We start from the raw sequence: 14,466 nt of genomic DNA on the forward strand, positions 1-14,466 counted from the left end.
TTTGTTGCGGTTTGCAAAATAATATTCTGTATTTTTATCGGACAATAGTGATATTTAATTAAAAAAACGCATGTTAAAATAATTTATACGTAAAATTCCGCTTGAGCTCATATTACTCATAAACTGCATCTTATCATAATACAGCCCGTCTTTTCTCTTTCTTTCAAATACGTCAAATAGCCTGTATATTTCAGGATGAAAGCCTGTTGATAAGACTATATCTGTAAGCCTAATTTTGGAAAATGAAAAACCGTGGAGAAGTCTGCCCATTAAAAAAGTAATTCTCCATAATATTAAAATGTAAACGAAGTGGTGAACAGGAATATTAAGAAGTACTAACAAAGAAGGATGTTATGAAGTCAGGAATTACAATACTAAGGATTGCCGCCATTATTATAATCGCCCTGGGCTTTTCAGGCGCAGCGCAAGCACAATTGTGCGGTAGTGGTTCGAGTGTCAATAAAGGCGCACTTACCCTAACAACAAGCTGGCAGAATAACGCGTCAACGGGTTCAGGCGACCGTATTTACTGGTCCTTTGCCGCAACGGCAGGAAATGTTTACAGTTTCAGCAATTGCAACGGAGTTTCAGAAGAAACTACCATTAATATACATAACTCCTCGTTAACGAACGTTGCCGCCAACGCAGGCAATGGTCCTTACTGTGCCACTTCAAATGCATCTATCGACTGGACCTGCCCAACCACAGGGACTTATTATGTGCAATTGGTACATACGGTTGTGCGAAACTTAACAATAACCAAATCTTATCATATAAATATAGTGCCTGTTCTACTCCCGGAACACCGGCAACTGCTGTCGGGGTTAATACCGGAATGACAACGGCAACGGTTTCATGGACGGCAGGTTCACCGGTTGGAAGTGCTACCGTTACCTATTATTGGGTTGTGGGAACAAGTTCGTCGGTTACTTATGGCAGCGGCATTGCCCAGGGATTCACTACAGGATTATCCGCCACCGCTACAGGATTAACCTGTGGAACGACCTATTATTTGAGAGTGTACGCTCAATCAAGCTGCAACGGAATTTCATCGGCCTATAAAACTTCATCGGCATTTTCTACGGCATTGCCTGCAACACCCACTGCAACGGCCACTCCTGCATCGGTAATTTGCGGTTCAACTTCACAGATAAACGCTGTTTCAGCCGGTAACATTATAAAATGGTACACCGTTTCAACAGGTGGGACATCCATTGGAACCACTGCCAGTGGTGTAAACTTTGCCGTGACTCCGGCAGCCACCACTACCTATTACGCCGAAGCGGTTAATGGCACTTGTGTTGGCACAACACGAAAATCTGTACTAGTAACAGTAACGGTACCCACAACGCCTTCAGGATATGCAGCCAGTCCAACCACCATTCTTTGCGGGGAAAGTTCTTCATTAACTGCAACCTCTGCGGGTGCATCTATCAGATGGTACACCGTATCTACCGGGGGAACAGCTATAGGAACAATGGCCAGTGGTGGAAGCTTCTCGGTGAGCCCGTTAACAACGACAACGTACTATGCTGAGTCCTTTACCTCAGCATGTACCAATACGACCAGAAAAGGAGTAAAAGTGACTGTTTCGCAACCGGCAGCGCCAACCTACGTTACGGCCAACCCCACTTCGGTTGTTTGCGGTGGAACATCCCAGTTAAAAGCAACCTCATCGGGTGCAACCATAAAATGGTATACGGTGGCAACCGGCGGAACATCCATAGGTTCCTCGGCCAGTGCAGCATATTTTACTGTCGCTCCTTCAACTACTACAACCTATTATGCTGAAGCCAACAGAGGTACATGTGTCTATTCCACCCGGGTTGCGGTTGTGGTAACAACCACACTTCCTCCAACGCCCTCAAGTGTAACCGCCACACCATCATCGCTTGTTTGCGGTTCAACAACACAGCTAAAAGCTACATCGACCGGCAGTACCATTGACTGGTACACTGTCTCAACCGGAGGCACTTCACTGGGATCATCGGCAAGCGCAGCCAATTTTGCTGTTTCGCCGGCATCCACTACAACGTATTATGCTCAGGCGAGCAATACAACCTGCACCAACCCAACCCGAACAGCTGTGGTAACAACGGTATCACTTCCACCGTTACCATCGAGTCTGTCAGCCACGCCATCAACTATTGCATGTGGCGCAACATCGCAGATAAAAGCTACTTCAACAGGTTATACCATCACCTGGTACACAGTATCAACAGGAGGAACATCGATTGGGACTTCGGCAAGTGCAGCAAATTTCACTGTTTCACCACAGACAACAACAACGTATTATGCAGAAGCAACGAATGGAACATGCAGTAATCCAACCCGCACAGCTGTAGTTGTAACAGTGACATTGCCAACAACACCAACTTCAGTTACAGCCACACCTGCTTCCGTTACATGCGGTTCATCATCGCAATTGAACGCAACCTCAGCAGGAAACACGATTAAATGGTTCACCGTTTCAAGCGGTGGAACACAAATCGGGACTTCAGCCAGCGGTGTAAATTTTTCTGTTACTCCATTAGCCACAACAACGTATTATGCGGAAGCAAACAGCAGCAGTTGTCCCAATCCAACCAGGGTAGCCGTTGTAGTAAGTATGACTCCCCCACCGGTACCTTCAAGCGCTTCAGCCACCCCGTCTTCCTTAAGCTGTGGATCAACGTCTCAGCTAAAAGCCACTTCGGCAGGAAGCACGATTAACTGGTATACCGTATCAAGCGGAGGAAGCAGTCTGGGAAGCTCTGCCAGCGGAGCCAGCTTCAGTGTGAGCCCGACCGTAACCACAACGTATTATGCTGAATCGCACAACGGCGTTTGTTATAACCCGACGCGAACAGCAGTATTAATAACAGTAGCGGCACCTGCCTTACCTTCAAATGTTACGGCTTCGCCATCATCGTTGTATTGTTCTTCTCAGGTTCAGTTGAATGCGGTTTCATCGGGAAATACTATAAAATGGTACACTGTTTCTTCAGGAGGAACATCCATTGGAAGTACTGCAAGTGGAGTAAACTTTGCGGTAACCCCGGCTTCAACAACCACTTATTATGCTGAAGCCAATAATGGAAGCTGCCCGAACCTGAACCGGATAAGCACAGTAGTTACAATTACACCGCCTGCGGCACCTTCAGCAGTTTCGGCAACACCTGCTTTGCTTGTATGCGGCTCATCGTCACAGCTTATTGCCACCTCGTCGGGTAATACTATAAAGTGGTACACGGTATCTACGGGTGGAGCTGAAATAGGTACCTCATTGAGCGGCGCCGTATTTGCAGTTTCTCCTGTTTCTACAACTACTTACTGGGCAGAAGCAAATAATGGCAGCTGTGTTAACTCAACAAGAACACAGGTGGTTGTTACGGTTTCACTTCCCGCATCGCCGCTGAATCTGCTTGCTTCACCCGATTCAGTAGTCTGCGGAGCAAGTTCATCGCTCTATGCAACGTCACCGGGCAACACGATAAAATGGTATACTGTTCCCACAGGTGGGACATCCATTGGATCTGCCGTAAGTGGTTCCGACATTTCAGTTACACCTTCATCTACTACAATCTATTATGCGGAAGCCAATAATGGCAGTTGTCCTAATCCCACACGTCCGTCAATAACAGTAACGGTTATCCCTCCTGCCGCGCCATCGGAAATAATGGCTACACCCGATACCGCCATATGTAATTCACAGGTAACATTAAACGCAGTTTCCGACGGAAATTCTATAAGCTGGTACACCGTTCCCACGGGCGGCACATCACTCGGAACTTCGGCAAGTGGCGGTGACTTTGATGTTTCACCGGCAACAACAACAACATACTATGCTGAAGCCATCACCGGTTCTTGCTCTAACTCATCCAGAACAGCTATTGTAGTTCATATAGTTCCGTTGCAGGAACCCACATCAGCCACAGCCGACCCACCTTCCGTTTCCTGCGGACAAAGCACTGATTTGAGTGCGCTTTCTTATGGAAACAGTATTGAATGGTATAACGCAGCATCCGGTGGAAGCCCATTGGGGACATCGGCAAGCGGCGCGAGTTTTAGTGTTACACCTGCAGGCACAACAACCTATTATGCCGAAGCAGTTGGAGTTGCCTGCAACAGTGCGGGCCGCACACCCGTAGTGGTAACGGTCAATGCCCCTGCAGCGCCTTCGCATGTAACTGCAGAACCACTGAATGTTTGCGTAGGTTCTGTTGCCAATCTATCATCTACCGCGACAGGATATTCTATAAACTGGTATGATGCAGCAAGCGGTGGAAACCTGCTGGGGACCTCAGCCAGTGATTCCGTTTACACGATTACCGTTGATTCCAATACCACGGTTTATGCTGAAACAAGCTTTTCGGGAACCTGTCTGAGTAATGACAGAACACCGATTACCGTATCGGTTATACCGAATCCCGTTGGTGGAACCGTAAGCGGTGGCGGGCAAATTTGTCCGGGAAATATGACCGAACCAATGACGCTGAGCGGATACTCCGGTAAAATTAATAAATGGGAAATTTCAAGTGACTTTGGAAGTTCGTGGATGCCGCTGGCAGATACGAATAATGTATACGCAACGAATTTAGGTATTGGCGGAACGTATTGGTTCAGAGCCGAAGTGAGTAACGGAAACTGTCCGGTTGAGAAATCGGGATACGCTGAAGTAATTGTGCCCACAGTACAGGGCATCGCTATGGGCACTCAAACTTCCATCAGCTGCAATATCGCCAGCCCCAACAACTGGGTAGACTTGGTGGATGCACAGAATAACCTCATCGTTTCCTTATTCGACTCAACAGGCAACAATAATCTGGGAGCTACTATGGCCTATCTTACCATTGACCCAATGGTGAATTTCCATCCCACCACAGGCGAACCGTACCTGCAGCGACATGTTAAAGTCAATGTATCGTCGCAGGGCGGTGCTTTTGTGAAACTGTATTTCACACAGGAGGAATTATATTCGCTGATGGCTGTGGCACCGTCTATAACTTCGGCATCAGACCTTGCAGTAACCAAAGTTTCTGATATGGAAACCTGGTCAAACCCGAAGTACTTTCAGGACCCCATTCTTACGGTAAATGATCCTTTCCCGGGAGTGTATTCACTTCAGGTCGGGGTTAGCGAGTTTTCAGAATTTTTCATCCACGGCAAGGCTGGTCAGGGACCGTTGCCCATTGAACTCGTATCCTTTGAGGCCGGTTGCAAAAATGGCAGCGCAGTGCTCACATGGTCAACAGCCACCGAATTGAATAATCAGTATTTTACGATAGAACGCACCACCGATATGCAAAACTGGACCGAAGCAGCAAGAGTTGAAGGTGCCGGTAACAGCAACCATTTGTTAAACTATTCGGCGGTCGACGAATTCTCATCCGGCGACATGGTATATTATCGCTTAAAGCAAACCGACTATGACGGTAAGACAAGCACATCTCCCGCAATCCCGGCAAACTGCCAGGGAAGTCAGAAGCTGGAGGTAAATGCTTATCCGAATCCCTGTCGGGACGAACTCCTTATATCGTTCAGCAACGAGATATCAAAATCGGCCAATGTGATGATGTATGACGCCAGCGCCAAAGTAATCATGGCAAAAGTGCTTTCAGATACAGAGATTGAACGAGGCGTTACTGTATTAAATGTTTCGGAAGTAATTCCGGGCATTTATACGGTTGAATTTGTTTGTGGGAAAACAAAAAAAGCAATGACCATCGTAAAAACAAAATAATTACCGGAATCAACAAGCAACATTAATAAATAAACATACAATTATGATGAACCAGCAAAATGAATCACGGAAAACAAAGTTTTATTCGGGTTTCTTCCTGCCGTATTTCATGATTTTATTCATGCAACTGATAAGCGTGTTCCAGAATCATAAAAACACACAGGGGTTTAAGTAAACGGTCGAATAGGCTTAGGTTAAATCACAATATTAATGGCAGCTTGATAAGAGCTGCTTTTTGTTGAGGTGTTGAATTGTTGAGGTGTTGAATTGTCTATTTGTTGAATTGCCAAATTAGCTAATTGATAAAATTTCACGCGAAGGCGCAAAGACGCAAAGGTTCATTCTTTATTATTCGTTTTTAGTTCTTAGTTATTATTTCATTTTCAAATAGACTAATTAACGAATTTTCAAATTATTTTATCATCACTTTCTAATAACTGAACTTTTTTGAAATAGTGACGCCAACAAGTCTTTAATCATTATAACCCCTGATTATCTAGTGTTTTCAGCAACATCTACCTGTATAATGCCCTGAACCTAAACAAGTCAAATGACCTATTCCAATTCAGGACATTCATCTATTGAAACGAACATGTGTCCTGTCGTAGTTTTGACAAAGTTAAAAGTTCATCAGAGAGGAATGAATAAAAACTGTATTCAGAATCACAAAAAAACAAGATTGGTAAGAAAAGAAAAAGTAACATAATTGTTCGTAGTATGAAAGCAACCTTTACCCACAAATTACTAATTGCCATAGTGTCTCTTTTACTGGCATTGTCTTTTGACTCATCGGCGCAGATGTGCGGGACCACAAATACGAGTATGGGTTCCCTTACCCCAACAACGAGTTGGCAAAATACTGCATCAACCGGAAAGAGTAAATGGATTTATTGGTCATTTTCGGCAATAGCCGGAAACATTTACAATTTCAGCACCTGCGGCGGTCCCAGCGAGGATACCTATTTAAGGATTTACAATTCTTCGAACGTCCAGGTTGCTGCAGTGGACGATTATGGTCCTTACTGCTCTTCGTTGAATTCATCCATGGACTGGACCTGCCCAACCACAGGAACCTATTATATTCATTTATGCCATTACCCCTGTGTGGTACTTACGAATAACCAGATACTGGCGTATAAATATACCTCCTGTACTACGCCCGGAACACCGGTAAGTATTACGGGCACGGCGAGCAACATCACAACTGCAAATCTTTCGTGGGCGGCAGGCACACCCTTAGGCGGCGGCACTATTACTTATTACTGGGTAGTGGGAACAAGCAGCAGCGTTACCTACGGATCAGGTGTGGCTCAAAGCAGCACCACCGGCACAACAGCAACAGCAACGGGTTTAAGCTGCAATACTACTTACTACCTGCGTGTTTATGCACAAACAGGCTGTAACTCCACATCATCAGCCTATGGAACATCTGCGGCATTTACAACACCAAATGTTGCAACACCTTCAGCCGTAACTGCAACACCTGCAAGTGTAGTATGCGGAAGTGCAAGCTCACTGACTGCAACATCAACGGGAAATAATATCGATTGGTACACAGCTTCATCAGGAGGCACCTTGCTGAACAGTATGGCCAGCGGCGGCACTTATTCGGTAACACCGGCATCAACCACCACGTATTATGCAGAAGCAATCAACGGAACCTGCATCAATTCGACCAGAACTGCCGTTGTGGTAACAGTTACACCTCCCGCAACACCGACTTCGGTAAGTGCAACACCGGCTTCTGTTGTATGCGGTTCAACATCACAATTAAATGCGACCTCCGCCGGAAACAGTATTAAATGGTATACCGTTTCTTCGGGAGGAACTGAAATAGGTACTTCGACAAGTGCAGCTAACTTTGCCGTAACACCGGCATCAACCACCACCTATTATGCAGAAGCATACAACAGCACCTGCACCAACTCAACAAGAACTGCGGTAGTGGTAACAGTTACACCTCCCGCAACACCGACTTCGGTATCGGCAACACCGGCTTCTGTTGTGTGCAGTTCAACATCACAATTAAATGCAACCTCCGCCGGAAACAGTATCAAATGGTACACCGTTTCTTCAGGAGGAGCTCAAATTGGCACTTCAACAAGTGGAGCCAACTATGCCGTAACACCGGCATCAACCACTACGTATTATGCAGAAGCATACAACAGCACCTGCACCAATTCAACAAGAACTGCAGTAGTGGTAACAGTTACACCTCCTGCAATACCGACATCGGTATCGGCAACACCGGCTTCTGTTGTATGCGGTTCAACATCACAATTAAATGCAACCTCCGCCGGAAACAGTATCAAATGGTACACCGTTTCTTCGGGTGGAACTGAAATAGGCACATCGGCAAGTGCTGCCAACTTTTCCGTAACACCGGCATCAACCACTACTTATTATGCAGAAGCGTACAACAGCAGCTGCACCAACTCAAGCAGAACAGCAGTAGTGGTAACGGTAACGCCTCCCGCAACACCGACATCGGTATCGGCAACACCGGCTTCAGTCGTATGCGGTTCAACATCACAATTAAATGCAACTTCAGCCGGAAATAATATTAAATGGTATACCGTTTCTACGGGAGGGACACAGATAGGCACTTCTTCAAGCGGTTCCGGCTTTGCGGTAACTCCTGCATCAACCACCACTTATTATGCAGAAGCATACAACAGCACTTGCACCAATTCAACAAGAACAGCAGTTGTAGTAACCGTTACACCACCTGCAACACCGGCATCGGTATCGGCAACACCGGCATCAGTCGTATGCGGTTCAACATCACAATTAAATGCAACTTCAGCCGGAAACAATATTAAATGGTACACGGTTTCTTCGGGTGGAATTGAAATAGGTGCATCGGCGAGTGGAGCTAACTATGGCGTAACTCCTGCATCAACCACCACTTATTATGCTGAAGCATACAACAGCAGTTGCACCAACTCAACAAGGACAGCCGTTGTGGTAACCGTAACACCTCCGGCAGCACCGGCATCGGTATCGGCAACACCGGCTTCAGTAGTATGCGGTTCAACATCACAATTAAATGCAACTTCAGCAGGAAGCAATATTAAATGGTATACTGTTGCGTCAGGAGGAATTGAAATAGGTACATCGGCGAGTGGAGCTAACTATGGCGTAACACCGGCATCAACCACCACTTATTATGCAGAAGCATACAACAGCAGCTGCACCAACTCAACAAGAACAGCCGTTGTGGTAACCGTTACACCTCCGGCAGCACCGGTATCGGTAACAGCAACACCTTCTGCAATTATTTGCGGTCAAAGTGCAGATTTGAGTGCCGTTTCAACCGGAAATACAATTAACTGGTATTTATCAGCAGTTGGTGGCATTGCCATAGCTAATACCGTGAGCGGTGCAACCTTGAGTGTTGGCCCCGCTGCAACCACTACCTATTATGCAGAAGCCGCCGGTACCTGCAACAGTGCTACCCGCACAGCAGTTACCCTTACGGTGAATGCCCCGGCAGCTCCGACACCCGTTATTGCAAGTCCGGCTTTAGTGTGTATTGGATCAGCAACCGACCTGAGTGCAACCTCCAACGGGTTTAACATTAAATGGTACGACGCCGCCACGGAGGGCAACCTGATTGGTTCAACAGACAGCGGAGAAGCATTCAACATTACGGCAAACAGCGATACAATATTTTATGCAGAAGCTTACCTTTCAGAAACCTGTCTGAGTGCCACCAGAACTCCGGTTTCGGTAACAACATCAACCAATCCCGTGGCAGGCAATGTAACAGGTGGCGGACCCATTTGTCCAGGTAACCTCTGCAATCCAATGGTGTTATCAGGATATTCCGGAACTATCAACAAATGGGAAGTTTCAACAGATAACGGCAGCAGTTGGTCGCCCATTACCAATACATCTCCTGATTATGCAACAATTCTTGACCTTGGTGGCACATATTATTTCAGGGCAGATGTGGGAAATGGTGCTTGTCCTTCCGAGAAATCGGGATATGCTGAAGTTACCGTGCCCTCAGTACAAGGTATTGCAGAGGTTACAGAAAACTCAATAACATGCAACATCCTTAGTCCGAATAATTGGGTTGACGTTGTAGATGCTCAGAACAACCTGATAGTGTCGCTGTTTGATACAACAGGACATAACAGTTTAGGTGCAACAATGGCAACCCTGACCATCGACCCTACGGTTAATTATCATCCGGTAACAGGAGAACCATACATGCAGAGGCATGTACATGTTGAGGTTACCAATCAGGGACCTGCCACAGTGAAACTATATTTTACAACAGAAGATTTGGCAGCACTTATGGCAGTAGCGCCGTATATTCAGTCAGCAAATGATCTGGCGGTAACCAAGGTTTCGGATATGCAGAGTTGGTCAAGTGCCAAGTATTTCCCTGACCCAATCATAACACAAAATGATCCGTTCCCGGGAATTTTCTCTGTGCAGGTTGAAGTATCAGAGTTCTCAGAATTCTTCATCCACGGAAAAGGTGGTGACGGTCCTCTACCCATAGAATTGATTTCTTTCGACGCCCAGTGTCAGAATGGTAAGACTGCGCTCAGTTGGGTTACAGCTACCGAGAACAATAATGAGTACTTTACAATCGAGAGCACAACGGATATGGAAAACTGGACGAATGTAGCCAGAATAGGCGGCGCCGGTAACAGCAATCACACCCTGAGTTACTCCACTATTGATGAAACATCGCACGATGGTATTGTATATTACCGCCTGCGCCAGACAGACTACGACGGACAATCAACGATATCACCAGCTATACCTTCAAACTGTAAGGATAATCTGGAAGTGAACGTAAATTATTATCCGAACCCATGCAGGGACGAACTGATGGTCGCCTTTAATAAAGACCTGACTCAGACTGCAAGCGTGATGATGTACGATGCAAGCGCAAAGGTTATTCTGGCAAGACCTCTTAGTGAAACAGAAATGCAGCGTGGTGTAGCCATTATCAATGTAACGGATGTTATTCCGGGTGTGTATACCGTTGAATTTATTACCGGTAAAACAAAAAATGCTGCAACGGTTATTAAAACGAAGTAAATGAATATCACTAAAAAGCAACAATAAAGTAATGATTAAAGAGGCTGTCTCAGAAAGCAGCCTCTTTAATCATTATATCATTTTCAAAATGTTGAATGGCTGAAATGTTGGGTCGTTGAATTGTTTATTTGACAAATTTTCAAATTAACTAATTGACTAATCTTTTTTTAAAATAAACAGGTCAAAAGACGCGTACGTTTCAGGGTTTTCATCTATTGAAAGAAGGGTAGAGTATATTGTAGATTTGTGAGATAAATGAAATAAAAGGTTCGGCATGAACAATAAATACGCTATTAAACTCGCAATCATCTGCTTAGTATTAACACTGGCATGGCCATCAGCGACAAGAGCATTATGGTCAGGAAACAGGGTTGGTACTGAGATATGCGGTGATTATTTCGATGTTAACACAATAGCGTTATCACCGCAAACCTGCCCTGAGCCGGCTCTTCCAACAGATGTGCTGGCATCTCCTTCAGTCATTACCTGTGGTGAAACGGCTTATCTTACGGCTACTTCGGCAGGAAACAGAATTAAATGGTTCACCACTCCTACCGGCGGCACCGAACTTGGAAATACGTTAAGTGGTCTTGCCTTTCCCGTGAATCCTGTAATAACCACAGTTTACTATGCCGAAGCATATAATTCAAACTGCACCAATACTAACCGTGTTGCGGTTACTCTGATTGTAAACCCACCAGCAGCACCCACCAATGCGTCAGTAAGTAATGCTGTTATCAATTGTGGGGAATACACCGAATTAAGTGCCACTTCAGACGGAAACATGATTCACTGGTACAATGCTTCTTCAGGAGGAACTTTTGTCGGCAGCTCAGCCAGCGGATTCAACCTGCCGGTTTCGCCCCAGACAACTACCACCTATTATGCCGAAGCTGCCGGTGCCTGCGTGAGTACTTCACGCAGTCCCGTGGTGGTAACCGTAAATGCGGCACCGGAGCCGTCCCCTGTTTCGGCTTACCCGGCTAGTGTATGCTACGGCTCAACAACAGATCTTACAGCCTTTTCATCAGGTTATTCCATAAACTGGTATGATGCCAATTATGGCGGAAACTTTCTTGGCACTACATCAAGCGGCTCAAGTTTCAATATCACAGTTTACAACGATACTACCTTGTACGCAGAATCCTACTTTTCAAACAGCAGTTCTGCATCATTCAGTTATACGGGTGCCACGCAAACATGGACAGTACCTGCAGGAGTGACGGTTGTTGATGTGGTGGCATGGGGCGCTCAGGGCGGAAACCAGGGTGGATTGGGTGCAAAAGTAAAAAGCAGGCTGAGTGTAATTCCCGGCTCCGTCCTATATATTAATGTTGGATCGCAAGGCGGCACTCCTGACGCAGGATGGAATGGCGGCGGAATCGGTGGATCTGTTTCCGGCGGTGCATATTACGGCGGTGGTGGCGGTGGCGCAACAGATATCCGCTTAGGCGGAAATTCTCTTACAAACCGTCTACTGGTCGCAGCCGGTGGCGGAGGAAAGGGCGGAGCGAGCAGCACGAATCCGTCTTCCGGCAACGGAGGCAATGGCGGAGGCGAGTATGGCTCCGACGGTTTTGGCATCGTTCACAGTTGCGTTGGATCGAATGCAGGTCTTGGTGCCACACAAATTACAGGTGGAAATGGCGGCGCTGTTTCAGGATGCGGTTGTATTTTCACCGGAACAAGTGGAAATTTAGGCATCGGTGGAAACGGAGCTTCAGGAGAAGGAAGCGGCCAACCGGGAGGCGGCGGTGCCGGTGGTGGAGGCTATTTTGGTGGTGGCGGAGCAGGTTGCACCGGGTGCGACACCTGTGCACAAACTGACCTTTCGGGTGCAGGCGGTGGCGGAGGAAGCAGCTGGACTGATCCAATGATATCATTCAATACTCTTTACCTACAGGATAACAGAACAGGTGACGGTCAGCTCGATATTACATGGGAATCGCCCACTTGTGTGAGCTTATCAAGAACACCGGTGTATGTGCCATCATCAATATACACCGAACCCGGTGGCGTAAGCGGAGGCGGAACATCATGCCCGGGCGTTGCCGCCGATACCCTTCGGTTAACATCCTATGCAGGCTCAATAATACGCTGGGAAGTGTCGTCCGACAGCGGTAATACATGGACATCCATTGCAAACACTCAACCGTATTACCTACCAACAATTACAGACGGCGGTGTTTACTGGTACAGAGCCATCGTAAAAAGCGGCTCCTGCCCTGCTATGGAATCATCCTATGCCGTAGTAAGCATACCATCGGCAAATGGTATTGCTATGCGCAGCGGTAGGTCAGTCGAATGCGCAATTCCTAAACCTGATAACTGGAGAATCCTGATAAACAGCTCAAACAAAATGCTGGCATCCGTGTGTGATTCAAGCGGAAATTGGGAACCGGGAAGTACATCGGCATATCTCACCATCGACCCTCAGATAAACTACGAGCCGAATAATCATGAAGCATATATGCAACGCCACCTGAGGCTTGAAACAATTCAGGGCAAATCGTCAAGGGTTAAGTTATATTTCACTCAAGAGGATCTGGATGCACTGATGACGGCGGTACCAACAGTATTATCAGCCTGGGATCTGGCAGTTACCATGGTTGCAGACACCCAAACCTGGAAGCAGACGCAAAAGGTTGAAAATGTGATACTGACCGAAAACGATCCCTCCCCGGGAATTTATTCTCTGGAAGTTGGTGCACGAATATCAACCACGTTTTATATTCAGGGAAAAACAGTTGAAGTGCTCCCTCCTACTACCATACTATCGTTTGAAGCAAGTTGCAAGAACGGAATGGCAGTAGTAAACTGGGTAACAACTAACGAGAATGGCACTAAAAACTTTGCTGTTGAAAGCTCAAACGACCTGAACAACTGGGTTGAAGTAACTGTAGTAGAAAGCGCAGGCAACAGCAGCACAGTCCAAAAATATTCAGTTATTGATGAATCGGGAACCAAGGGCACGGTTTACTACAGGCTTCTTCAAACCGGATTCGACGGGCGCACTACTTATACCACTCCGGTCCCGGCGAATTGCGACAGCAGAACAGAGCTTATTGTCAACTATTATCCGAATCCATGCCGAAACGAACTTATGGTGGCATTTACCAAAGACATTGATAAAACCGCCAATGTAATGATTTATGACGCGGGAGGCAAGGTAGTTATGGTAAAAGTACTAACGGAAACCGAGATGCAAAATGGAATCGCCATACTTAATGTATCAGATATGATTCCCGGGGTATACACTGTCGATTTTATCTCGGGTCAGGGAAAAAAGGCGATGAATGTCATAAAAAATTAATAATCAGATAATATTGAATAAATCGGAGCGTTATAAATAAAAAATACCGCAATGAAAAAGCAAAATGTAAAAATATCAAGGTCAAGACTAAGCTACGGATTTTACCTGCCGTATATGATAATTTTCTTCATGGATATTTTCAATATATCCGGAAAGCACAAAGAAAGCAGCCACCGTGCGTAGCGTAAAAATTTGCCGATGATTATGGAGTCATCAAATGATTGGCAGATATTCCAAAACCTCTAAAAAAGTCTAAAAAAGGGACAATGATTTCCATTTTTAGGCTTTTTCATTACACGAAAAAAATATATTTATTTGTTTTTCAATGGTATAAATTATTGGCACGTGTAATGTATTATTTGCTTTG

4 protein-coding genes are annotated in these 14,466 nt (G+C 45.9%); all 4 read left to right on the forward strand.

Annotated features, from left to right (window positions below):
- Nucleotides 1-353 precede the first annotated feature (353 nt).
- The 4 genes from WCM76_06145 (at nt 354) to WCM76_06160 (ending at nt 14,099) form a co-directional block, all read left to right on the forward strand.
- Nucleotides 354-839 carry a hypothetical protein gene (locus WCM76_06145; protein ID MEI6765204.1) on the forward strand — a complete coding sequence of 162 codons (486 nt, stop codon included), beginning with the start codon at nt 354-356 and terminating at the stop codon, nt 837-839.
- Nucleotides 836-5,722 carry a T9SS type A sorting domain-containing protein gene (locus WCM76_06150; GenBank protein ID MEI6765205.1) on the forward strand — a complete coding sequence of 1,629 codons (4,887 nt, stop codon included), beginning with the start codon at nt 836-838 and terminating at the stop codon, nt 5,720-5,722. Before WCM76_06145 ends, WCM76_06150 begins: the two co-directional genes overlap by 4 nt.
- A gap of 717 nt (nt 5,723-6,439) precedes the next feature.
- Complete coding sequence (locus WCM76_06155; protein MEI6765206.1) at nt 6,440-10,786, forward strand: T9SS type A sorting domain-containing protein; 4,347 nt, start codon at nt 6,440-6,442, stop codon at nt 10,784-10,786.
- 274 nt (nt 10,787-11,060) lie between these two features.
- Complete coding sequence (locus WCM76_06160; GenBank protein MEI6765207.1) at nt 11,061-14,099, forward strand: glycine-rich protein; 3,039 nt, start codon at nt 11,061-11,063, stop codon at nt 14,097-14,099.
- Nucleotides 14,100-14,466 lie beyond the last annotated feature (367 nt).

The organism is Bacteroidota bacterium (assembly GCA_037133915.1).
Taxonomy (GTDB): Bacteria; Bacteroidota; Bacteroidia; order Bacteroidales; family CAIWKO01; genus JBAXND01.